Here is a 25,530-nt window from a genome sequence, read left to right as displayed (position 1 = left end):
TCCGCATCGCTATCTGCGTCTGAATCTGAGTCGTCATCATAGTAACCATTATCTATAGTCATATCATCATGATCAGTAATAGTTACATGGACATCTTCACCATCAGCGTCTTTATCGTCTTCACCAGAATTAGTAGTTGTTTGAGTAAGTCCTTCAGGTTTATCAAAATGAACAATATAATCTCCACTATCTAAATCATCAAAACGATATTTACCATTTTCATCTGTAGTTGTTGTTTTAAGTACATTACCGTCTTTATCTTTTAATGTTACAGTTACGCCTGGAATACCTTTTTCTGTATCATCTTGTTTGCCATCTTTATTTGTATCTTTCCATACATAATCACCTAAACTATATTTAGGTGTTTTATAGAAACCACTATCTAATGTCCAGTTATTAGCATCTTTAATAACGCCTGTAACAGTTAATCCATCTGAATCCACGGTATCATCGTTACCAGCGTTTGCAGTTGTTGGTGTATAACCATCTGGAGTTGTAAACTCAACTGTATATGTGTCATTTTGTAAGTTATCAAATTGATATTTACCAGAAGCATCTGTAGTAGTACGGTCAATTTCCTGACCTTTACTATCTTTAAGAATTACATATACACCTTCAATACCTTTTTCTGTATCATCTTGTTTACCATCTTTATTTGTATCTTCCCATACATAGTCGCCTAGTGAATATTTTTTGGCATCTCCAGTTGCAGTAGAAGAACCTGCTACAGCAGCATATGAATTTGACCATCCATAAGATTTTTCATTTGTTTCTAATTTATAATCAATTTTACCATTAGTGTCTGTAGAACTATCTTGAGGGTAAGCTACTTGTTGAATAATATATTGCTTATTACTACTTTTAGCTCCATTTAATAAGTCAATCGTCGCAGTTTGATTATTATTACTATAATTTATTTTAAAATTACTAGTTACATCTTTAAGGTTTGCAGTATTAGGTGCAAAACTATCAACAAACTGATTTTGATTAGTTACTTCATAAATTTTGAAATTATTTTTACTAGGATCAAACTTAAATCCAGTTAAATTAGTTGTGAATTTCTCAGTAGTAAATGTACTTTTAGGTTGGTTAATATATGCAGTCATATGACGTGCTAATGTATCATTTTCTATATAATTAGTACTAGAAATAATCGGAACATTTTTATTACCATAGTCTACAATTACATTTTTTGAATATGAGTCACTTCCTAATGTCACTTGCATAGGATAAGATGTTTTATCTGTAGTTGCACTTTCTTTTTTGGCAAAAGCAACTTTTTCAAAACTACCTTTAATATTATTATATTGATCTACATAGTTAGTAAACGTATACGTTGTCGAATTAGACGCGCTATCATAAACTCCCTTAGCAACTAATCTTCCATTTTCATCATATAAATTTTGTTCTGTAGTAGGTAAAGTCACTGAACCTGGACGGATATATTGACCGTATTTAAAGGTCATTTGATCGCCTTCATGTACATCATCATCTATTGTGTAATCAGCTTTTACTTTTAATACATCACTTGATGTTGCCCAAAATTCTTTATTGCCTGTTTGAGTATTTGTATGACCTTTATCAATAGCTATATCAATATTAGAAAAATGTACTTTATTATTTACATTCGTACCTTGTTTTGCAGCAGCTAATTTTCTTACAGCTAAACGACTTACAGTTTTTGGTGTAGAAGTTATAGAGCGTTCAGTAGCATAAGTTGTTTCTGATTCTTTCTTATTTGAATAATCTTTAGCTAATGCATTTAATAATGTATTTTTATCAATATTATTAAAGTCTAAATCTAAGTTTTCAACTTGTGCTTTAGCATCTGCTTTACTTGTGTTATTTGCATCAGCAATATAATTAGTTAAAGCATCTTGTTTATCTTGTGTTGTTGTAGCATTTTGAACATCGTTAACTACAGTGTCAACGTCTTGTGAATTATTTGTTTTTTGTGAATTTTGAGATTGAGTTTTTGTTTGAGATGTTTCTGCTGAAGTAGTTTCTTTTGAATCAGTTTGATTTGATTCTGGGGTTTGTTCTGTAGTAGTGTTTGATTGTGTGTCTTCTGTTGTTGATTCTTCTTTAGTTGTTTCTGCTTTTGGTGCCTCTTTTGTTGGTTCTTCTTTAATAGCATCTGCTTTTGTGTCTTCTGTCGTTGATTCCTCTTTAGTTGTTTCTACTTTTGGTCTTTCTGTTGTTGATTCTTCTTTAGTGTTTGCTTGTGTTGTAGATTCTTTAGCAGCATCTTCTTTTGTTACTTGTTCTTCAGAAGAATTTGCTTTTGAATCTTCTTGTGTAGATTGTTCTTCTGTTACGTTATTTTCTTTAGTTAGATCTGTTTGTTCAGGACGATCATTGTTATTTGTAGTTTGTTCGTTTGTTTGAACAACATCTTTTTGTTTCACAGCATCATCTTGTGAGGACGTATCTTCACTTGTTTGTGCTGACGACTCTTCAGTAGTATTTTCAGCTGCTTTAGCTTCTTGGTTTCCAACACCAAATACTAATGTAGCTCCTACTAATATTGATGCGGTTCCTACTGTGAATTTTCTGATAGAATATTTGTTCAATTTGTTAGGTAAAAAATCTAGTCTTTTTTTCATATTTTCCTCCTAGCTACTTTTAAAAATTATATGTAACAACCATATATTTATACATATCGTTGTCATCTCAAATATAATATAAACAATATTGTTTTGCAACGCTTATTTATTTTTGTATATAAACAAATATATTCGTTATGTTTAATTGTTCTTATTTTTATTTACTAAAATTTAAAAAACTTCAAATTTTAGTAAACTTAATTTACAAAATAATTACAAAAAAATTATCCTCTCAATTGTTCAATGTCTAGTTAGAGTTAGTGATTACAAGTTCAATCGTTTCTCTCTAAAAAATTGGACACAAAATTTAACAATTAAAAGGATTATCGTTATATGTATACTATATGCTTAATTACAATTGTACTTTTAATATTTAATTGTAGCGTTTCATTAGATATTGCAAGCCAAGAAATGACTTCCAATGATTTAACAACATTATTGTATAATCTTTTTAAAAGAATATCAATCATAAAAATGCCATAAAATTAAATAACTTAATTCTAAAAATGTATAGAATTTAAAAACAAATTACTTTTTAAACATAATAAAACTCAAACAATAATGATAGAGTTCTGAATAATTTAAACCCTTATCAAATATTTGTTTGAGTTAAGTTAGTAATTTATATAATTGTTTATTTCAAATGATCATATGGGCTATTATTAGCAAATGAAACAATTTGGTCGACAAATAATCTTGCACGTAATTGAAATTCATCATCTTCTAAGTATAAGGTACCATCATCCAATTTAGCATAATCACTGTCGTGTGTAGCAATTTGTGTTGGAACTGCTATTCCTAATAAGCTTCTAACGATAATCCGTAATTGTGAAAGTGGCTCCGAGCTTACTATACCTCCACTATTACCAATTAGACCAACAGGTTTCATTTTAAAATAATCCATGTTTAAATGATCTAATGCATTTTTTAAAATACCTGAAAATGAGCCATGATAATTAGGTGTTCCTAGTATAAAGAAATCTGATTCCATAGCTTTGCTTTGTAACATATCTACATTTTGTTTAATTTCATCAGTTGCTTGTGTTGTACCTGCAAAGTCCAATTGATGGATTGGATTTTTAGCTAAATCAAAAATTTCCAATTCGACATCATGTTCTTCAAATTGTCCTTGTAAATATTGGGCTAAGGCACTTGTATGAGACCCCAATTGTGCACTTCCTATTATTGCTATTCCTTTCATTCTCTTGTTAACTCCTTTTTAGCTAAATTATTGATTGTCATTAATCAGTTTCATAATTGCTTTTCCTACACCACTATTTTCGTTAGTGTCAGTTGTATACTTTGCGATAGCTTTTACTTCTGGTGCTGCATTGTCCATAGCAACAGGATATCCCACACGTTCTAACATAGAAACGTCGTTTAAGTTATCGCCAATTGCCATTACGTTTTCCATTTTGACTCCTAATCGTTCAGCAATTGTTTCTAATGCAATGCCTTTTTGTGCATCTGAATGAGTAATTTCTAAATTTCCTCTTGAAGAAGAAGAAATAGCAAGGTTTGGTGATGCCGCAAGTTCTTGTCCAATACGGTCCATCTTTTCTAAATCTGGATTAAAAGCTAATACTTTCATGATTAATTCACCTGGAATATCCTCTATATCATCATAACTTTCGACGACTTTTAAAGTTCCATTATCAATACGTTTTTGAATTCCTGCTTTTATCTTTTCAACATCTGCTTGTTGACCAGCACGTTCAGCAATATCTATATATATATCTAAGTCTTTTTGAGGATTTTCAGTATAAATACCTCTATTAGTGTAAATTTGGTAGTATATACCTTCATCTTTTAATTTTGAAGTCACTTTATTAACTAATTCATGATTGAGATGAGAGGTACTCATAATATTAAATGTTTCATCGCGAACTTCCGCCCCGTTCAAACAAATATACGGCACTTTCAAGTCTGTATCAGCTACTGGTGTATTTGCTTCATAAAAATCTCTACCAGTTGCGATGACTACAGTAATACCTTGTTCTTGAGCATATCGAATTGCTTGTTGATTCTCTGGAGAAATTTCATGTGATGCATTTAATAACGTACCATCCATATCTGTTGCTATTAACTTAATCATTCGTTAACCTCGTTCCATTCTATTATTTATTATCTAGATAATTTATTTACAATCAAACACTTGCTTTACTATTCTATTTTAACAAATTCTTTTGTATCTATTGAATAGCCCGTTTGTCTGATTTTTTCTTTTCTCTTAAATTTTTAAAAAATTTTCTCAGTAGATTACCACACTCTGCTTCTAACAATCCGCTTTCTACTTGTGCTCTGTGATTAAAATTCGGTTGATTCAATAAATTCATTAAACTACCCGAACAACCACCTTTAGGATCTGCAGCACCATATTTAATAGAAGGAATGCGACTCATTACTATAGTGCCCGCACACATAACACATGGTTCAAGTGTTACAAATAAAGTACAATCTTCAAGACGCCAACTTCCTAAAACATCAGCGGCACGCTCAATGGCTAAATGTTCAGCGTGTGCAGTGGGTTGTTGCATAGTTTCTCTTAGATTATGTGCACGAGCTATAATTTGATGATTTTTAACTATAACTGCACCAATAGGCACTTCGCCTAACTGTTCAGCTTTTTGGGCTTCTTCTATGGCAATTTTCATATAATATTCATCAGTTTCCATTCGTGTCCAGACACCTCACTTGTGTTACAATACTCACTGTCTATCTTAACATTTGGAGAAGTGAATATGAATAAACCATTTATCGCAATTGAAGGTCCAATAGGTGTTGGTAAATCTTCCCTTGCACACAAATTAAGTCAATCATTAGATTTTTATGAAGAAAAAGAAATTGTTGATGAAAATCCTTTTTTATCAGATTTTTATGAAGATATTTCAAAATGGAGTTTCCAAACTGAAATGTTCTTTTTATGTAATAGATATAAACAATTTCAAGATATTAACTTTAAACATAAAGGCATTGTTAGTGACGCACATATTTATAAAAATAAAATTTTTGCGAAAAATACACTACAACCTGAAGAATTTAATAAATTCACACGTATATATGACATACTCACCGAAGATTTGTCGATGCCTGATACTGTTATATTTTTAGATGCAGAATTAGAAACGCTTAAGGCGAGAATAGCTAAACGTAATCGTAGTTTTGAGCACCAAATTGAAGATGATTACTTATTAGCTTTGAAACATGACTATCATAATTTTTATGAGTCTTTACAAAATACAAACGTAAATACATTATTCATTGATACGACTAAACTAGACTTTGTTAATAATGAAGATGATTACCAAGGTATTTTAAAACAAGTAAAATCAATGATTGGAGATATATAAAATGAATTCGTTTAACATACCACAAAATGCTATTATTACAATTGCAGGTACAGTTGGAGTAGGTAAATCAACACTCACTCAAGCTTTGGCAGATAAATTAAATTTTAAAACTTCATTTGAGAACGTAGAACACAATCCTTACTTGGATAAATTCTATAATGACTTTGAGCGCTGGAGTTTTCATCTACAAATTTATTTTTTAGCAGAACGTTTTAAAGAACAAAAACGAATGTTTGAATATGGAGGCGGTTTTGTACAAGATCGTTCAATATATGAAGATGTTGATATATTTGCGAAAATGCATGAAGAACAAGGTACAATGAGTGAAGCTGATTTTCAAACATACTCTGAACTATTTAACGCTATGGTTATGACACCTTATTTTCCAAAGCCTGATGTGCTTATTTATTTGGAATGTAACTATGATGAAGTCATAGAGAGAATTAAAGAACGTGGTCGTGATATTGAAATTAATACTGACCCTGAATACTGGCAAAAACTATTTAAACGTTATGATAATTGGATCAATAGTTTTAACGCTTGTCCTGTTGTCCGCGTTAACATTAACGACTATGATGTGCATAATGACCCAGATTCATTAAACCCTATTATTGAAAAAATTGCTCATGTTATTAAAATATATAGAGAAACTGACCCTAGATAAAAAAAGGAATATAAAATTTAACGCCAATATAGATATCTTTTTGATAAAGACGTCTATATTGGCGCTTTTTAATTATTTTTGTGAAATTTGATCAATGACATTTTTAACTTCTTTAGCACTTTCTACTATAACATCTGCCTCATGGAGTTCTTCTTCTTTAGCAATACCTGTTAAAACACCAATACTTAATCCTAGGTGGGCATTTATCGCAGTCTTCATATCATTTGCTGTATCGCCGACGATAGCAACTTGTTCAGGTTTAACATTATAAGCGTCAAATAATGGGTCCAATACTTTAGGATTAGGCTTTTCTTCAGCATGTGTTTCTGTAGAAATAACTAAATCAAATAAACTAGTGGATTGTGTTGCTTCTAAAAATTGAGTTGCTCCTTTATTTGTATCACTTGTAACGATTCCTATTTTATAACCTTTTTCTCGTAATTCTACAATTGTGTCATACACGCCTTCAATCCAATTATTTTCTGGTTCTCTTGAATCTACTAATTCTTGACTTGTATTTCTTGCCCATTCAGAAGTATCTTGTCCAGTAATATTATCAAATGATTTTATCATTTCGCCTAATGAACCCGAACCCATAACTGAATCAGGTACAATTTTGTCATCCATTATACCAAGTTGTCGATGTGCAACTTCTTTATCATGTACAGGAAATGTATCTAGTAATTTATCGACAAGACGTATACCAATTTTTTCCCAACTTTTATCAAATTCTATTAACGTGCCATCTTTATCGAATAGTATCCATTCCATTGATATCTCTACACTCCATGTTTATATTTTCTTTCAACATATACCATTGTAGTACAACCTTACTTAAAAAAATAGAAAAGTCACTTATATACAACACATGCGTATATATACTTTTTTCTACTTCATATGAATTTGAAGAATATAAAAATTTATATTACTTTCTCACATGTAAAAAAGCTAGAAACCTTTAAATTATAAGGCTTCTAGCTCATACTCTATATATTTTAATATCTTGGAACTACAAATCTCCAACCATGGCGATCTTCAAGTGTTCCGTTTTGAATACCAGTATATTCATTATATAGTTTTTGAGTAACTTCACCTGGTTCATTATTGTTAATCACGATTTCACGGTCTTCATAACGTAAAGTACCAACTGGTGAGATAACTGCTGCTGTACCTGTACCGAATACTTCAGTTAATTCACCTTTATCGTATGATTCAAATAACTCATCAATTGATACACGACGTTCTTCTACTTCATATCCTAAATCTTGAGCTAATTCAATAATTGATTTACGTGTAATACCTGGTAAAATACTACCATTTAATGCTGGTGTAACAACTTTACCATTTTCAACGAAGAAGATATTCATACTTCCTACTTCTTCTACATATTTTTGTTCAACACCATCTAACCAAAGCACTTGGTCATAACCTAATTTATTAGCGTTCGTTTGTGCTAATAGACTTGCTGCATAGTTACCTGCTACTTTAGCAAAACCAACTCCGCCTCTTACTGCACGAACATATTCATCTTCAACGTAAATTTTAGTTGATTTTAATGTATCTCCACCATAATAAGCGCCTGAAGGTGATAAAATAATTAATAATTTATATGCTTGTGACGCTCTTACTCCTAAGATACCTTCTGTCGCAAATACAAATGGACGAATGTATAATGATTGACCTTCTCCTTCAGGAATCCAATCACGTTCTACATCCACTAATTGTTTTAAACCTTCCAATAATACATCTTCATCTACTTCAGGCATTTCTAAACGAGCTAAAGAATTGTTAATACGTTTAAAGTTTTGGTCTGGACGGAATAAAACTACTTCACCATTATATTTATATGCTTTTAATCCTTCGAAAACAGCTTGCCCATAATGTAAACCTTGAGCTGCTGGTGAAATTTCAAAAGGTGCGTATGGTACTATTTTTAAATCATGCCAACCTTTATCAGCATCATAATCATAACTCAACATATAATCTGTAAAGTATTGACCAAATCCTAAGTTAGAACTATCTGGTTTTTCTTTTAATGTTTCTCTTTTTTCAAAATTGACTTGTTCTGTCATGATAACGGCCTCCTAATATTGCTACCAATATAAATATGTATACTAGATTATAGCAATCGAAATAATACTATTCAATAAGTTTTCCGAAAATTCAAAATAAATACTTATGTATACAATATATCTTAAGTTAAACACTATCATCTACATCTTACAAGTTATCTTACTGATTAAGCATAAAAAACACTCCTTCTAATGTAAAAATAATTAGAAGGAGTAAAATTAGTATTTATATCGTTATATATATTGAACGGGTTATTTTGTAGCTTTTTCTTTCTTTTCAATAGCTTCTAACATTAATTTAGTCATGCTTTCTAAATCATATTTAGGATCGAATCCCCATTCACCACGTGAACAACTCGTATCAATGCTATCAGGCCAACTCTTAGCGATATTCTCTCTGACAGAATCTACATCGTAGTCTAATGTGAAATCTGGATAATATCGTTGAATGGCTTCTTTAACCATTTCTGGATCAATACTCATCGCACTTAAGTTATAGCCATTTCTAGTTTCTAATTTTGCTCCATCCGCTTCCATTAACTGAATAATAGCATCGATTGCATCATCCATATACATCATATCCATGAATGTACCTTTATCAATATAGCTTGTGTAATGATTTTCTCTCACTGCTTTGAAATAAATTTCAACAGCATAGTCTGTAGTACCGCCACCTGGTTCTTTAACATGTGAAATTAAGCCAGGGAATCTCACGCTACGTGTATCTACGCCAAATTTTGTGAAGTAATATTGGCATAACAATTCACCAGCAACTTTATTAACACCATACATAGTTGTAGGTTGTTGAATGGTTACTTGTGGTGTATTAACTTTAGGTGTTGAATCACCAAATGCACCAATAGAACTTGGTGTGAAGAAATGTAAGTCATATGTTCGTGCTGCTTCTAGAGCATTCATTAATCCACCCATATTTAAATCCCAAGCGAACATTGGATTCTTCTCAGCAGTTGCTGATAATAAAGCAGCCATATGCATTAATGTATCTGCTCCAAAATTCTCAACTAATTCAAACATTTTATCTCGATCAGTCACGTCTAAAATTTCAAATGGACCATCTTGAACTGGAGAATCCGCTTCTGGTTCTCTAATATCTGTTGCAAGTACATTATCTGTACCATAAATTTTTCTACATTTTACAACTAATTCAGTACCTATTTGGCCTAAAGCGCCTGTAATCATAATTTTCTTCATTATAAAATCTCCCCTTGTGTTTATAGAAAATTCATTGTCTTTCTTGTATGTACAAACATTCTATTTACATCTATATTGTAATATAAAAGCGCTTTCTTGTATATATAGTGAGTACAAAGTTAATATTTTAAAATAATTTGAATAACATTACTTTTATTTTTGAGTACTTCCAGTATTCATTTATTAAACACACATATTAAACACACAAAAATGGTTAATATAAAAATAAGTGACGATGTTTTTATATTAACATCATCACTATCTATCAATTACTTCATTAAAAATGATTTAAATGTCTGCGGTTTATCATTTACTAGCATTTCAAAATCATTAGACTGTTGATCTAAAAGTCCTCTTGCTCCAGCTTCATACATTGATGCTAATAAATCACCAAATCCTTTTGGTTCATCATACATTTTAGCAAATGTCTCTAAAGAAACCGGATCATATTCAATTTTAGTTCCCGATACTTCCGAAAGTATATTTGCAAGTTCGTACATATCATAACTGTATCCGGATAATAAGTAGCGTTTCCCCCATGAATTGGGATTATTTAATATAGCGATAATTCCTCTTGCAATATCATGTCTTGAAATATAATTAATTCGACCATCCCCCACCGGATAAATCAATTTATGCATATTCATCAATTCTGGAAGATAGGGTTTTAAAGGATCCATATACATTGCCATTCTAACGTACGTAAAATCAATACCACTTGTAGCTAATAACCGTTCTGCATATCCAAAGTATGGACTCATATGAAATGGATTGTCGTGTTGATCTGCATAATATCCAATATATATAATATGCTTTACTCTGCTTTCTTTAGCTGCATCAACAAGATTCTCTACTTCTGGAATACGTTTTATAGAGGGGTGTATAATACTTGGAATAAAAATAACTGTATCAATATCATGAAAAGCACTAACCATACTTTCTTTATTGAAATAATCTAAGTGTCTTACTGTAACATGTTCTTTCCAATCTGTTGGTACCTTATCTAAATTTCTTACACCTATATAAAATTCTTTCATTTTATGTTCTACAGCTTGATTAGTAATATGTGTGCCCAAATTACCTGTTGCACCTGTTAACATGACCTTCATTTTATTCATCTCCCTTTTCCAATATATTTTAATATATTCGATGTTTCTTTATCATAAATAAACACTTAGTAAATTAACTATTGTCAATTCACTAAGTGTCCATTGCTAAATATATATCATTTTATGCTTCCATTAACTTACCGACATTGCGCATAATTCTTGCTTTTTTATAACCATGAAGATCATGTAACTCTTTATACGCACTAAATAATTTTTTATAACGTTTTACTTTTTCTGGATCAGGTGTCACTTCATATAATACAGGTTCTTTCATTGATTCAATCGCTTCATTTAAACTTTGGTGCGCACCACCACAAACAGAACCAAGAATCGCTGCACCAATTGCTGGAGCATATTCACTATCAATAATAGTTACTTTTTTATTAAGCACGTTTGCATAGATATCCATCATTAAAGGATTTTTCTTAGGTATTCCGCCGCAAGCAAATACATCTTCGACATCCATATTCCAACTTTGATATTGTTGCATAATCATTTTAGTACCAAATGCAGTAGCTTCTAAATATGCACGATATAATTCTTCATGTGTTGTTTGTAGTGACATACCGAATACGCATCCTTTAAGATTACTATCACTTAATACACTTCGGTTACCATTATGCCAATCTAAAACGACAAGACCACTTTCACCTGGCATTTGATCTTTTACTTTTTCATTCAATAATTCAAAAATTGAAATACCTCTTTCATTTGCTTCATCTACGTACTCTTTTGGTGATTGTTTAGCAATATATTCAAATAAATCACCGACTGCAGATTGCCCCGCTTCATAAGCATATAATTCAGGAATAATAGCTCCTTTAACAGAACCAGAGATACCTGGTACTTGATGTTGCTGTTCATTTAACATTAAATGACATGTACTCGTTCCTATAACCATAGTCATTTGTTTGTCTTGTTGTGAACCAATTCCTAATAGACTTGAATGTGCATCTATAATAAATGGACTTACTTTAGTCTGTGTAGAAAGACCAAGTTTTTCAGCCATTTCTTCTGATAATTGTCCTACTGTTTCGCCAATTTTAACTATTGGTGCATCCACTTTATCACGAACAACATCTGATAATTGATCACTCACTTTATCAAATAAATCATAATGGAATCCTTCATTTTCTTCCCAGAATGATTTAAATCCTAAACCACAGTTAGAACGTACATTTTCTCCTGTTAACTTATTAACAATCCAGTCACCAGCTTCCATTATATTAGCTGTTTTATCTAACACTTCTGGTGCTTTGTTCATAACTTCCATAATCTTGGGAATCATCCACTCACTACTTACATTAAATCCATAATAACCTAACCATCTACTCTTATTATCTAAAGCAGTTTGGAATAATTGGTCCGCTTCAGCTTGAGCACCATGATGTTTCCATAACTTAACGTATGCATGTGGATTATTTTCAAAACCAGGTAAATTATGAATAGGTTCTAAATTTTCGTCAGTAAACATAACTGTTGATGAAGTAAAATCTATTCCTATTCTTACTATTTCTTCTGGTTTCACACCTGAAGATTGAATTAAATAAGGTACGCCTTCTTCTAAAACTTCCATATAATCGTTACCATTTTGAAGTGAAAAACTATGTGGCAATTTTACCCCATTTAAATCTTTTTCGATTGTGCCATGTGTATATGGCTTTATATATTTATCTATTATTTTTCCATTCGTAGTATCAACTAAAAAAGCTCTACCTGAGCCTGTTCCATAATCTACTCCAATACTATAACTCATTACTAATACCCCCATACTTTGTCTACATCTCTGTTTAAGTAAGCGTTTTCTTTAGATGATACGCACAAATGAACAATAAATCAATAAAAAAACATAAAAAAGCATCAAAACAAACATTTTTGTGCAAAAACCATTGACACAAATGACTGTAAGCGTTTACCATTATTTACATAAATAAAAATGAACAGAAATTAAAGGGAGATGAACAGAAATGAGCATTGAATCAAAAGCATATCGTCTTATTCAACCAGGCGAATTTGAATATACAACAATAAATCATGAGTTTAGAGATGGTGATGTTATTGTTAATCCAGAAAAAGCAAGTGTCTGTCACGCTGACCTAAGATATTACACAGGTAATAGACGTAAAGAAGCACTAGAGAAAAAAATTACCAATGGCATTATTCCACGAAGGTATCGGTACTATTGAAGATTCTAAACATCCTGATTATCAAAAAGGAGATAAAGTAGTTATCGTACCTAATATTCCTTCTCGTTTAAGAGCTGGTGATTTTGAAGAAACAGATTTACTTGATAAATATGATGAAAATGCCGTATTTATGGGTAGCGGTTATGATGGTATTTGCCAAGATAGAATGGTAGTACCTGGTGACAACATCGTTAAAATTCCAGATACATTAGATGAAGATGTTGCGTTATTAGCTGAACTTTGTTCAGTATCATTATTCCCAATCAATCAATTAAAAGAAATCACAACTAAATCTTCTCCACAAGTAGCTGTATTTGGTGACGGACCAGTTGGATATTTAGCTGCAACAGCTTTACATTATATCTATGGTATTGAACAAGAAAACTTAATTGTCTTCGGTGCTATTGAAGAAAAATTAAAATCATTTGAAAACTTTGCAACTACACATCTAGTTAATGATTATGATTTCAATAGTCATAAAGGTGTTCATACTGTATTTGAATGTTGCGGTGGAAAATTCTCTGAATCTGCTATTAACCAAGCAATTGACTTAATCGATAGACAAGGTCAAATCGTGTTAATGGGTGTAACAGAAGATTTAGTAGGTATTAATACACGTGACGTATTAGAAAAAGGTTTAACACTTTCAGGTAGTTCAAGAAGTACTAAACATGAATTCGAACAATTAATTGCTTCATTCGAAAATAAAGACTATCAACAAGCACTTAAAAAATTAATCCCTGATGATTACTATGATATCCATAGTACAGAGGATTTGAAAAAAGCAATGGATGATACTGCTGCTCACAAAGGTTGGAAAAAAACTTATTTAAGATATCACTGGTCATAAACCATTGTATCTAAGGGGAGATAACAAATGATGAATAAGACAACATTTTTAGGTATGCCCAAACAAATTGTTTGGGGTTACGTAGGGATTTTAATATTTATGATGGGAGACGGCCTAGAAATTGGTTGGTTAAGTCCTTATTTACAACATAATGGTTTCAGCTCTAATGAAGTGAGTTGGCTATTTGGTTGTTATGGTATCACAGTCGCAATTGCAAGTTGGTTTAGTGGCGTATTTGCTGAAGCATTCGGTGGTAAACGTACAATGTTTATCGGCTTGATTTTATACATTATAGGAACTATTTGTTTCGTTGGTATTGCATTACCATCTGAAAACTTAGCAATTATGTATCCAGCTTATGCACTACGCGGTTTAGGTTATCCATTATTTGCATATTCATTCTTAGTATGGATTTCATACCGTTCAGAACAACGCACATTGGGTGCAGCTGTTGGTTGGTTCTGGCTAGTATTTACTGGTGGACTAAACGTATTAGGTGCGTTTTATTCTATCTATGCGATTAAATACTTAGGTCATATTGGAACATTATGGAGTTCATTATTCTGGGTAATTTTAGGTGGCTTTTTAGCTATTGTCTTAAATAGAGATAAATTACCTACAGATAAAAGTAATGCTAAAGCTAAATTAAAAGAAATGATGAAAGGTTTCACTATTGTAGTTGAAGAACCAAAAGTATTATTAGGTGGTATTGTGCGTGTTATTAACACTACTGCACAATTTGCATTCCCTATTTTTTTACCTTTATATCTAGAATCATACGGAATACCAACTTCAAAATGGTTAGCTGTTTGGTCTGCTATCTTCTTCGGTAATATCGTATTCAACCTTATTTGGGGTATTATTGGAGATAAAATTGGTTGGCGTAATACTGTAATGATCTTTGGTGGTATCGGTAGTGGTGTTTCTTGTCTATTAATGGGTTATGTCCCAATATGGTCACACGGTAACATTATTTTATTAACAATTGTTGGCGTTGCTTGGGGAATCTTTATTGCAGCTTATGTACCATTAACTGCATTAATTCCTTCACTTGTTAAAAAAGATAAAGGTGCAACACTTTCAATCTTAAACTTAGGTGCTGGTTTACCAGTATTCATAGGACCAATGATAGTTAGAATTTTCTTAGAGCCACTTGGAGATTTAGGTGTAATTTGGATTTTAGGAATTATATACTTCATTAGTACAATCCTAACATTCTTCATTAAAATGCCGAAGAGTCAACAATATGGTGAAACGGAATAACGTTAAATAATTTATAGGCTGTAGACTGAATATATGATGATCATTTCATTGTCATACTTTCATCTACAGCCTTTATTATGTATTTGATATACTATAATTAAAATCGACTTAATCTTATCATTTTTATTATCAAAATTACTGAATGGAGACGTTTTATATGTTACCTGCTGAAAGAGAACAAAAAATCATTGCTTATTTAACTAAATATAAAACTGCTACTGTTCATACATTAGCAACAGAATTTAACGTACACGATGCAACGATTCGTCGTGACTTAGTAAAACTTGAACAATACAACCAAATCAGACGTACCCATGGTGGTGTCGTACTAAATAATGAAAATGTTTATAGTGAATTAAATTTCGATGATAGACAAACTTCTTACTATTATGAAAAATTAGGTATAGGATACAAAGCTGCTGAATTTGTAAATGATGGAGATACATTAATTATTGATTCAGGTTCTACCACTCTATTATTTGCAAAAGCTATTTTACAAAAGCAAAATTTAACTATTATCACTAATGACATTCATATTGCTTCTATTCTTCGCTCTTCTAACCATAAAGTGATTGTCACTGGTGGTACACTTTATCACAACAATTATGTATTAAATGGATTAATTACTACTCAAACCTTGCAATCATTTAATTCTATGAAAGCATTTTTAGCTACACCTGCTATGGATGCATTAAAAGGCGTGACGCACTACAGCGAAGAATTCGTAGATGCTAAACGCCAAATGGTTTATCAGTCTAAAGAGGTTTACATGTTAACAGATAGTTCAAAGTTAAATAAAGTAGCATTTTATCAAGTTTGTCCAACTAACAAAATTACTACGTTGATTACCGATAATCATGAAAATTTACAAGAATACAAAAAAACAATTCCTAATGTGATCTCCATTAATCCAAGTGATTATCAATAAAGCAAAAATTTTACTATCGCATACAAAAATAAAGAAGTGAGGTAGAAATAGTACATTTTCCACCTCACTTTATTTTTATTGTTGAGCTTTTTTATAAAAATAATTGGCAACTACAATGTCTACAATTGCTAAGCCCACTGATTTAAATAAAGTGATTTCGTTATCATTCATACGTCCTTGTTTATTCCCAGCAACAATGTCACCAAGTTCTGCATAAAGTGATTCTTGAGATAATATGCCTTCTTGTTCAGGAATTTTTAAATCTCCTGTTTCTTCCATTGCAGCTTCTGTAGATTCAACAATAATTTTATCTGCTACTTTCATTGATTCAGAAGGTAATTCTTGCATATCTGGTTTAAAAGAACCTACCGCATTGAGATGTACACCCGCTTCTAAAGTTCGACTAAACACAGGATGTGAAGAATTAGTAGCTGTCACAACAATATCTGCACCTTCTATTGCTTCATCAGCATTTTCAAATACTTTTACGTTAACATCATATGTTGTTTGTGACTGTTTTGCTAAACGCTCAGCTTTTTCCGTCGTTCTACTTGCAAAATGAATAGTATCAATATCTCTAACAGCTAAAACAGCTTCAATTAATCCTTCTGCTTGTTCTCCTGCACCAATTACACATAAAGTACGTGCATCTTCCCTAGCTAAATATTTTGTTGCTACACCAGAAATTGCACCTGTTCTAATTTTAGTTAAATAGCCTCCATCTAGGACTGATAACGTTTCACCTGTCTCATAATCACTCAAAATTACTGATCCACTGATAGTTGATTTACCTTTTTCAGGATTTTTAGGTGCAAATGTAACTGTTTTTAATCCCACAATTTTTAAGACATCAGATAACGCAGGCATAACTAAATATCTATTTTCATCATTAAAAGGAATTGAATATCGTAATGGTGTTTCAGTCTTACCTTCTGAAAAAGCTTTCAAGGATTCTCCTACTTCATCTATTACTTCACGCATATTTAATAATTGTTGTTGATCTTTTTCATTTAAATATAGCATTCCTTTTCCTCCATAAAATTTAATTATTCATTTATATTACTAATACCCGATATTTTATAAAAAAATGTTGGCAAATTAAAGTTTATATTGTTCTCAAACTGTATTCATGCTATTCTTAAAAACATAAATAAAGAGACAGTTGGACATTATTGTGTCTTAACTATCTCTGCGATTTTGTTTAACTAAACAAAACTATTTAATTTAACTTTTGACGACATTCATTCTCCTACACTGGAGAATGATTTTTTTTTGGCTTTTTTTAGTTATTAATAGGTATATGATATCTTTTAACTGGTAATCCATTCTTTTTGATATATGGTTCTATTTCGTATCCTCCATATGATTTTATAACTTTTTGTGATGCAAAATTTTTAGGATTACACGTCATTAGCACATTTTTTATTTGAAACGGTTTTAAAATATCTATCGCTTTTCCTAACATAACAGTCGCATAGCCTTTACCACGTTGTGATTTTGCTACACCATACCCTACATGACCGCCAATACGAGTTAATTGTTCGTTAAGTTGATATCTAATATTAACTGCTCCTACAATTTTTCCATTTTTAAAATAAAAAAATGTACTGGTTTCAACCCAATCTTCCCTAGGTTTAGGTTGATTAATATAATCCACCATGTCTTTGAAACTAGTATACTTCTTTAAATCTGTATTACCAGGTACAATCTTCTCATTATGTTCGTACCACTCATTAATATATTGTAGGAATAATTGTTCATCTTTATAATCAAGTTGGCGTAGTTCATCTACAACATCCATAATGTTCACCTCAAGATATTAAAAAAGCACTCACAGTTAATGAGTGCTTTATTTATTATTCTTATATTAAATAATGTTAAGTTCTTTTCCTACTTTTTCGTAAGCAGCTAAAGCTTTATCCAACATTTCTTTAGTATGTGCTGCTGTAGGCATATTTCTTACTCTACCCGTACCTTTTGGCACTGTAGGGAATACGATTGACTTAACATATATACCTTCTTCTTTTAATCGTTTACTGAATGCTTGCGTATCTTTTTCATCACCAATAATAACTGGTGTAATTGGTGTTTCTGATTCACCTGTATCAAATCCTAGTTTTGCTAAACCATCTTTAAGATATTGAGCATTTTCCCATAATTGATCATGCAATTCAGTTGAAGCCATTAATTTTTTAACTGCTTCTGTAATAGCTTTTGTATCTCCAGGCGCTAATGATGTAGAGAATAAGAATGGACGAGATTGTGCTTTTAACCAGTCAATTAATTCTTTAGTTCCTGCAACATAACCTCCAACAACACCAATTGCTTTAGATAATGTACCAATTTGGAAATCAATTTTATCTTGTAAGCCAAAGTGTTTAACCGTACCAGCACCTTTACCCATTACACCAGAGCCATGTGCATCATCTACATAAGTTAATAAACCAAATTCTTCAGCTATTTTAACAATTTCAGGCAGTTTAGCAACATCGCCATCCATACTAAACACACCATCAGTGATATACATTACTTTATTATACTGACCTGATTCTACAGCTTCTTTAGCTTTTGCTCTTAAATCATCCATATCTGAATGATTCACACGAATAATTTTCGCTTTAGATAAACGACAACCATCAATAATTGAAGCGTGGTTCAATTCATCAGACAGAATAGCGTCATTTTTATTCATTACAGCTGAAATCGCAGCCATATTACAATTAAATCCAGATTGGTATGCAATTGCAGCTTCTGTACCTTTAAATTTAGCTAATGTTTCTTCTAATTCATCATGTAAATCTAACGTACCGTTAATAGAACGTACAGCACCAGCACCAACACCATGTGTATCAATCGCAGCTTTAGCAGCTTCTTTTAAATCTTCATTTGTTGCTAATCCTAAATAGTTATTTGAACTTAAATTGACATAAGTTTTACCTTCAATTTTAATTTCTGGACCATTAGCACCTTCAATTGAATCTATTTCATTGTATAAACCATTTTCTTTCAAATAATTAATGTTTTCATCTAAAAAATCATGTAGTGATTGAACCACAACGATATCCCCCTTGTTTCTCTATTTGTCTTTATAATACATCAATTTAGCCTTTCATGAAAGCCCTATCACTCGTGGTAATTTTAAAAATAAATATTCATTTTCAACTATTTTGTAACATTAGATAGTGATATACTAATTATCATAATAATACGGAAGAAGTGATCGTTTTGTTTGATTGGTTTCAATTGGCTAGTAAAAAAGAAAAAAGAATGATTCAACTGCGACGTTATTTACATCAATATCCTGAACTTTCTTTTGAAGAGAAGCAAACACATGACTATATAGTTAATCAACTTAGCCAATTGTCATGTGACATTCAAACTCCAGTAGGTAGAAACGGAATTAAAGCAACTTTTAAAGGAAAAGAAAATGGACCGACTATCGCATTTCGTGCTGATTTTGATGCATTACCAGTTCAAGAACTAAATGATGTGTCTTATAAATCTAAAAACGATGGTTGTATGCATGCGTGTGGACATGATGGTCATACAGCCATACTATTAGGTGTTGCTGAAATAGTAAATGAGCATCGTCACCTACTTAAAGGTAATGTCGTTTTTATCTTTCAATATGGTGAGGAAATTATGCCTGGTGGTTCTCAAGAAATGATTAATGATGGTTGTTTAAAAGACGTAGATAAAATTTACGGTACGCATCTTTGGAGTGGCTATCCAACAGGAACCATATATTCACGACCAGGTCCAATTATGGCTTCACCAGATGAATTTAGTATTACAATTCAAGGTAAAGGCGGCCACGGCGCTAAACCACAAGAAACTATTGATCCTATTGTTATTATGGCTGAGTTTATTTTAAGTGCTCAAAAAATCATCTCACGCACTATAGATCCTGTAAAACAAGCTGTTTTAACATTTGGTATGGTACAGGCTGGTTCATCAGATAGTGTTATACCAGATAGTGCATTTTGTAAAGGGACAGTGCGTACATTTGATACACAAATTCAAAGTCATGTTAAACAAAAAATGGATAAATTACTACAGGGATTGGCATTAGCAAATGATATCACATATGATTTTAACTATATTAAAGGGTATTTACCTCTTCATAATCATGATCAAGCCTATGAAGTTGTTAAACAAGCAGCTAACGATATGCATTTACGCTTTAATGAATCTGATTTAATGATGATTGGGGAAGATTTTTCACATTATTTAAAAGTGAGACCTGGGGCTTTCTTCTTAACAGGTTGTGGCAATAAAGATAAACAGATCACAGCACCACATCATAATCCCTACTTTGATATAGATGAATCAGCATTCAAATATGCAGCAAGTGAATTCTTAAAAATATTAGAAATTGAAAAAGTTTTTTAAAAATATAAACCGATATCTATCCTGAAATAATTATGAACTTACAAACATCTCTAAATGATTAATAATCATTCATTTAGAGGTGTTTTTGTATATAAAAGCTAACACATTTCATATGTAATATTGAACTTAATTATGGAGTATGTATAATTCGTAATTAGCTGAATACGAGGTATATAGGCAAAATTCAAAGTACATATTTTATAAATAAAAAAAGACCCCTAAACGGGGCCTTTAATTATATCGAATAATAAATTATTCGTGGATTTCAGTTACAACGCCTGATCCTACAGTACGTCCACCTTCACGGATTGAGAAACGAGTACCGTCTTCAATCGCGATTGGAGCGATTAATTCAACTGTCATTTCAACGTTGTCACCAGGCATAACCATTTCAGTACCTTCTGGTAAGTTAACTACACCAGTTACGTCAGTAGTACGGAAATAGAATTGTGGGCGGTAGTTACTGAAGAATGGAGTATGACGTCCACCTTCATCTTTAGATAAAACGTAAACTTCCGCTTTGAATTTTGTATGAGGTGTGATTGAACCTGGAGCAGCTAATACTTGTCCACGTTGTACGTCTTCACGAGCAACACCACGTAATAATGCACCGATGTTGTCACCAGCTTCAGCGTAGTCTAATAATTTACGGAACATTTCTACACCAGTAACAGTTGTTTTAGAAGTGTCATGTAAACCGATGATTTCAACTTCTTCACCAACTTTGATTTGACCACGTTCAACACGGCCTGTAGCAACAGTACCACGACCAGTGATTGAGAATACGTCCTCAACTGGCATCATGAATGGTTTGTCAGAATCACGTTCTGGAGTTGGAATGTAGTCATCAACTGCTTGCATTAATTCTAAGATTTTTTCTTCGTATTTTTCGTCGCCTTCTAATGCTTTTAATGCAGAACCAGCGATTACAGGTACGTCGTCACCTGGGAAGTCATATTCAGTTAATAAGTCACGAACTTCCATTTCTACTAATTCTAATAATTCTTCGTCGTCTACCATATCAACTTTGTTTAAGAATACAACTAAAGCTGGTACACCAACGTTACGAGATAATAGAATGTGTTCACGAGTTTGTGGCATTGGACCGTCAGCTGCAGATACAACTAAGATACCGCCGTCCATTTGAGCAGCACCAGTGATCATGTTTTTAACATAGTCAGCGTGTCCTGGGCAGTCAACGTGAGCGTAGTGACGTTTGTCAGTTTGATATTCGATGTGTGCAGTATTGATTGTAATACCACGTTCTTTTTCTTCTGGTGCGTTGTCAATCATGTCGTATGATTGTGCAACAGTGTCACCATTCTTAGCTAATACAGTTGCGATTGCAGCTGTTAAAGTAGTTTTACCATGGTCAACGTGACCGATAGTACCAATATTGGCATGTTCTTTTGAGCGATCAAATTTTTCTTTTGCCATTATTAAATCTCTCCTATTCTTAATAAAAGTTATTTTCAAATTTATCTCTCATGATAGTTTCTCACCATCATGAGAAGATGATTGATTAAGTTGAGTCTAAAAGAAGTATTACTCAATTCATACTTCCTTTATAATGCATTTACCCATAAAAATCAATTCATAAAAGTGATTAGCCTATAACTAAGCTCAACCTGTATTTTAACCTAGCATAGCTAGTAAAAACAAGTTATATTATTCACCTTTATTTTTCTTAATGATTTCTTCAGAAATTGATTTTGGAACTTCTGCATAGTGGTCAAAGTACATAGTGTAAGTACCGCGACCTTGAGTGTTAGAACGTAATGAAGTTGCGTAACCGAACATTTCTGAAAGTGGTACATAAGCATTTACAACTTGTGCATTACCACGAGGTTCCATACCATCAACACGTCCACGACGAGATGTTACGTCACCCATGATATCGCCCATGTATTCTTCAGGCATTTCGATAGTTACTTTCATCATTGGTTCTAAGATAACTGGATCACATTTTTTAGCAGCTTCTTTAAGTGCTAATGATGCAGCAATTTTGAAGGCCATTTCAGATGAATCGACATCATGGTATGAACCATCATATAATTTAGCTTTAACATCAATTAATGGATAACCAGCAAGAACACCATTTTCCATAGCATCTTTAAGACCAGCTTCTACTGATGGAATGTATTCACGAGGAACTACACCACCAACGATAGCATTTTCGAATTCGAAACCGCCACCAGTTTCATTAGGTGTGAATTCAATATGAACATCACCATATTGACCACGACCACCTGATTGACGAGAGAATTTACCTTGAACTTGTGCTGATTGCTTGAATGTTTCACGATATGAAACCATTGGCGCACCAACATTACATTCAACGTTAAATTCTTTCTTCATACGGTCAACTAAGATATCTAAGTGTAACTCACCCATACCACCGATGATAACTTGTCCAGTTTCTTCGTCAGTATGTGCATGGAAAGTTGGGTCTTCTTCTTGTAATTTAACTAAAGCTTGAGTCATTTTATCTTGGTCAGCTTTAGATTTTGGTTCAACTGATAAGTGGATAACTGGTTCTGGGAATTCCATTGATTCCAAGATAATGTCGTTTTTCTCTCCACATAAAGTATCACCAGTACCTGTTTCTTTAAGACCTACCGCAGCAGCGATATCGCCTGAGTAAACAGTGTCAATCTCTTGACGTGAGTTAGCGTGCATTTGTAATAAACGACCTACACGTTCACGTTTGTCTTTAGATGAGTTTTTAATATATGAACCTGAGCTCATAGTACCTGAGTAAACACGGAAGAAAGTTAATTTACCAACATAAGGGTCAGTCATAACTTTAAATGCTAATGCAGCGAATTCAGCTGAATCGTCTGGTTTAGCAATTACTTCTTCTTCAGGATTGTTAGCACGGTGACCAACGATTGGTTTTACATCTAAAGGAGATGGTAGGTAATCAATTACAGCGTTAAGCATTAATTGAACACCTTTGTTTTTGAATGCAGTACCGCAAAGAACTGGGTAGAATTCTACATCAGTTGTAGCTTGACGGATTGCATTTTTTAATTCTTCAACTGAAATTTCTTCGTCACCAAGATATTTTTCCATTAATTCATCATTAGTTTCAGCTACTGCTTCAATTAATGTTGAACGAGCTTCTTCAGCTCTTTCTTTGTGATCATCTGGAATTTCAATTTCATCGATTTCTGTACCTAGGTCGTTAGTGTATTTGAAACATTTCATTTCAACTAAGTCAATGATTGCTTCAAATTCATCTTCAGCACCAATAGGTAATTGGATAGGTGCAGCATTAGCTTGTAAGCGGTCATGTAATGTGCTTACAGAATAATCAAAGTTTGCTCCTAATTTATCCATTTTGTTAATAAACACGATACGAGGTACGCCGTATGTTGTAGCCTGACGCCAAACTGTTTCAGTTTGAGGTTCAACACCTGATTGAGCATCAAGTACTGTAACCGCACCGTCAAGTACACGTAAAGAACGTTCAACTTCAACTGTGAAGTCTACGTGTCCTGGTGTATCGATAATATTTACACGGTGGCCTTCCCAAGCTGCAGTTGTTGCAGCAGATGTGATAGTAATACCACGATCTTGTTCTTGTTCCATCCAGTCCATTTGTGAAGCACCTTCGTGAGTTTCACCAATTTTGTGGATACGACCTGTGTAATAAAGAATACGTTCTGTCGTAGTAGTTTTACCAGCATCAATGTGAGCCATGATACCGATATTACGAGTATTTTTCAAAGAAAATTCTCTTGCCATGTATTTTTTCTCCTTCCAGTTATTACTGAATAAGTACTTTAGATATGGCGATGCCCTAAGCATGAGCCATTATTGGTAAACCAATCGTTTGGAACACACTCAGGGTAAAAGCTTCAATCTTACCAACGGTAGTGAGCAAATGCTTTGTTAGCTTCAGCCATTTTGTGAGTGTCCTCACGTTTCTTAACTGCACCACCTGTATTATTTGCTGCATCTAAGATTTCGTTAGCTAAACGTTCTTCCATAGTTTTTTCACCACGAAGACGCGCATAGTTAACTAACCAACGTAATCCTAAAGTAGAACGACGTTCTGGGCGTACCTCAACAGGTACTTGGTAGTTTGAACCACCCACACGACGAGCTTTAACTTCTAATACTGGCATAATGTTTTCGATTGCTTCTTCGAATACTTCAATAGCTTGACGACCACTACGTTCTTCAACTAGGTCGAATGCTGAATAAAGAATTCTTTGAGCTGTTCCACGTTTACCGTCTAACATAATTTTGTTAATTAATTTTGTAACTAATTTTGAGTTATGAATTGGATCTGGTAATACGTCTCTTTTAGGTACTGATCCTTTACGAGGCATAATGTAAATCCTCCCTTCCTATTATAGTATATTGTGTTTCATTATTTTTAAAATTTACGTAATCTTAAAAATTAATTTTTAGGTTTTTTAGTTCCGTATAATGAACGACCTTGTCTACGTCCGTCTACACCTGAAGTATCAAGTGCACCACGTACAATGTGGTAACGCACACCAGGTAAGTCTTTTACACGTCCACCACGTACAAGTACTACACTGTGTTCTTGTAAGTTGTGTCCAATACCAGGAATGTATGCGTTGATTTCAATGTTATTTGATAAACGCACACGTGCATATTTACGTAACGCTGAGTTAGGTTTTTTAGGTGTCATAGTACCCACACGAGTACAAACGCCACGTTTTTGTGGAGAATTCAATTCAGTGAATTGTTTCTTCTTACTGTTAAAACCTCTGTTTAAAGCTGGTGAATCAGATTTTTTTGATTTGCTTTGTCTTGGTTTACGTACTAATTGGTTAATAGTTGGCATTGAATATGTCCTCCTCTCTTCATTTTTTAATCCCACACATCCAGGTGGTTCATTTTAAGGTTAAATAAAATTT

21 protein-coding genes and 1 pseudogene are annotated in these 25,530 nt (G+C 32.7%); 6 read left to right on the top strand and 16 right to left on the bottom strand.

All coding sequences use genetic code 11. The features are described from left to right. The 4 genes from HMPREF3125_RS03565 to tadA all read right to left on the bottom strand — a co-directional run. A partial coding sequence (locus tag HMPREF3125_RS03565) for an SdrD B-like domain-containing protein (protein ID WP_256278065.1) occupies positions 1-2,606 on the bottom strand: 2,606 nt, incomplete at its 3' end. Positions 2,607-3,240: 634 nt separating this feature from the next. Beyond that, entirely contained in the window at positions 3,241-3,807 is a 567-nt protein-coding gene (locus tag HMPREF3125_RS03560) for an NADPH-dependent FMN reductase (RefSeq protein ID WP_029056362.1), read from the bottom strand. 27 nt (positions 3,808-3,834) lie between these two features. Further along, positions 3,835-4,701 (bottom strand): Cof-type HAD-IIB family hydrolase, encoded by an 867-nt coding sequence (locus HMPREF3125_RS03555; RefSeq protein ID WP_070451992.1) that lies wholly within the window; start codon positions 4,699-4,701, stop codon positions 3,835-3,837. A 97-nt stretch (positions 4,702-4,798) separates the two neighbouring features. After that, complete coding sequence (gene tadA / locus HMPREF3125_RS03550) at positions 4,799-5,281, bottom strand: tRNA adenosine(34) deaminase TadA (RefSeq protein ID WP_070451991.1); 483 nt, start codon at positions 5,279-5,281, stop codon at positions 4,799-4,801. Positions 5,282-5,347: 66 nt separating this feature from the next. On the opposite strand from tadA, the gene HMPREF3125_RS03545 reads away from it, so the two are divergent. Further along, positions 5,348-5,956 carry a deoxynucleoside kinase gene (locus tag HMPREF3125_RS03545; RefSeq protein WP_017637555.1) on the top strand — a complete coding sequence of 203 codons (609 nt, stop codon included), beginning with the start codon at positions 5,348-5,350 and terminating at the stop codon, positions 5,954-5,956. 1 nt (position 5,957) lies between these two features. Further along, the gene (locus HMPREF3125_RS03540; protein ID WP_070451990.1) at positions 5,958-6,620 is read left to right on the top strand and encodes a deoxynucleoside kinase; all 663 of its coding nucleotides are present in this window, start codon (positions 5,958-5,960) and stop codon (positions 6,618-6,620) included. Between the two features lie 72 nt (positions 6,621-6,692). Here the strand turns inward: HMPREF3125_RS03540 and HMPREF3125_RS03535 are convergent, their stop codons facing one another. From HMPREF3125_RS03535 to HMPREF3125_RS03515, 5 genes are all read right to left on the bottom strand, one after another. Next, a complete protein-coding gene (locus HMPREF3125_RS03535) occupies positions 6,693-7,391 on the bottom strand; it encodes an HAD family hydrolase (protein ID WP_070451989.1) in 699 nt (232 codons plus the stop codon). A gap of 224 nt (positions 7,392-7,615) precedes the next feature. Next, positions 7,616-8,692, bottom strand: coding sequence for a branched-chain amino acid aminotransferase (locus HMPREF3125_RS03530; RefSeq protein ID WP_017637552.1), 1,077 nt, complete (start codon positions 8,690-8,692; stop codon positions 7,616-7,618). A 252-nt stretch (positions 8,693-8,944) separates the two neighbouring features. Further along, positions 8,945-9,904, bottom strand: a complete 960-nt coding sequence (locus HMPREF3125_RS03525) for an NAD-dependent epimerase/dehydratase family protein (RefSeq protein ID WP_070451988.1) — start codon at positions 9,902-9,904, stop codon at positions 8,945-8,947. Between the two features lie 269 nt (positions 9,905-10,173). Next, positions 10,174-11,013 carry an SDR family oxidoreductase gene (locus HMPREF3125_RS03520; protein ID WP_070451986.1) on the bottom strand — a complete coding sequence of 280 codons (840 nt, stop codon included), beginning with the start codon at positions 11,011-11,013 and terminating at the stop codon, positions 10,174-10,176. Between the two features lie 121 nt (positions 11,014-11,134). Next, positions 11,135-12,769, bottom strand: coding sequence for a ribulokinase (locus HMPREF3125_RS03515; RefSeq protein WP_070451982.1), 1,635 nt, complete (start codon positions 12,767-12,769; stop codon positions 11,135-11,137). A 211-nt stretch (positions 12,770-12,980) separates the two neighbouring features. On the opposite strand from HMPREF3125_RS03515, the pseudogene HMPREF3125_RS03510 reads away from it, so the two are divergent. The 3 genes and pseudogenes from HMPREF3125_RS03510 (at position 12,981) to HMPREF3125_RS03500 (ending at position 16,240) form a co-directional block, all read left to right on the top strand. Further along, positions 12,981-14,049, top strand: a pseudogene (locus HMPREF3125_RS03510) (zinc-binding dehydrogenase). 27 nt (positions 14,050-14,076) lie between these two features. Further along, complete coding sequence (locus tag HMPREF3125_RS03505; protein WP_070451977.1) at positions 14,077-15,312, top strand: MFS transporter; 1,236 nt, start codon at positions 14,077-14,079, stop codon at positions 15,310-15,312. Between the two features lie 157 nt (positions 15,313-15,469). Continuing rightward, on the top strand, positions 15,470-16,240 hold the full coding sequence (locus tag HMPREF3125_RS03500; RefSeq protein ID WP_070451974.1) for a DeoR/GlpR family DNA-binding transcription regulator: 771 nt from the start codon (positions 15,470-15,472) through the stop codon (positions 16,238-16,240). Positions 16,241-16,315: 75 nt separating this feature from the next. On the opposite strand, the gene HMPREF3125_RS03495 is transcribed toward HMPREF3125_RS03500, so the two are convergent. From HMPREF3125_RS03495 to HMPREF3125_RS03485, 3 genes are all read right to left on the bottom strand, one after another. Continuing rightward, positions 16,316-17,263 (bottom strand): ornithine cyclodeaminase family protein, encoded by a 948-nt coding sequence (locus tag HMPREF3125_RS03495; RefSeq protein WP_029056353.1) that lies wholly within the window; start codon positions 17,261-17,263, stop codon positions 16,316-16,318. Between the two features lie 259 nt (positions 17,264-17,522). Next, positions 17,523-18,041, bottom strand: a complete 519-nt coding sequence (locus HMPREF3125_RS03490; RefSeq protein ID WP_046466377.1) for a GNAT family N-acetyltransferase — start codon at positions 18,039-18,041, stop codon at positions 17,523-17,525. A 66-nt stretch (positions 18,042-18,107) separates the two neighbouring features. After that, positions 18,108-19,295: a glycine C-acetyltransferase gene (locus HMPREF3125_RS03485; RefSeq protein WP_017637543.1), complete on the bottom strand. Its 1,188-nt coding sequence runs from the start codon at positions 19,293-19,295 to the stop codon at positions 18,108-18,110. 170 nt (positions 19,296-19,465) lie between these two features. On the opposite strand from HMPREF3125_RS03485, the gene HMPREF3125_RS03480 reads away from it, so the two are divergent. After that, positions 19,466-20,632 (top strand): M20 family metallopeptidase, encoded by a 1,167-nt coding sequence (locus HMPREF3125_RS03480; RefSeq protein WP_046466375.1) that lies wholly within the window; start codon positions 19,466-19,468, stop codon positions 20,630-20,632. A gap of 252 nt (positions 20,633-20,884) precedes the next feature. On the opposite strand, the gene tuf is transcribed toward HMPREF3125_RS03480, so the two are convergent. The 4 genes from tuf to rpsL all read right to left on the bottom strand — a co-directional run bounded on the left by tuf (position 20,885) and on the right by rpsL (position 25,457). After that, the gene (tuf, locus tag HMPREF3125_RS03475; RefSeq protein WP_017637541.1) at positions 20,885-22,069 is read right to left on the bottom strand and encodes an elongation factor Tu; all 1,185 of its coding nucleotides are present in this window, start codon (positions 22,067-22,069) and stop codon (positions 20,885-20,887) included. Positions 22,070-22,300: 231 nt separating this feature from the next. Next, complete coding sequence (fusA, locus tag HMPREF3125_RS03470; RefSeq protein ID WP_029056350.1) at positions 22,301-24,382, bottom strand: elongation factor G; 2,082 nt, start codon at positions 24,380-24,382, stop codon at positions 22,301-22,303. Positions 24,383-24,501: 119 nt separating this feature from the next. Then, positions 24,502-24,972, bottom strand: coding sequence for a 30S ribosomal protein S7 (gene rpsG / locus HMPREF3125_RS03465; protein WP_002451223.1), 471 nt, complete (start codon positions 24,970-24,972; stop codon positions 24,502-24,504). Between the two features lie 71 nt (positions 24,973-25,043). Continuing rightward, the gene (gene rpsL, locus HMPREF3125_RS03460) at positions 25,044-25,457 is read right to left on the bottom strand and encodes a 30S ribosomal protein S12 (RefSeq protein ID WP_002451222.1); all 414 of its coding nucleotides are present in this window, start codon (positions 25,455-25,457) and stop codon (positions 25,044-25,046) included. Positions 25,458-25,530: the final 73 nt, after the last annotated feature.

The sequence above is a fragment of the Staphylococcus sp. HMSC13A10 genome, from assembly GCF_001808005.1.
GTDB lineage: Bacteria > Bacillota > Bacilli > Staphylococcales > Staphylococcaceae > Staphylococcus > Staphylococcus pasteuri.
Note: the sequence above shows the minus strand (reverse complement) of the source record. Positions and strands in the feature narration are given on the sequence as shown.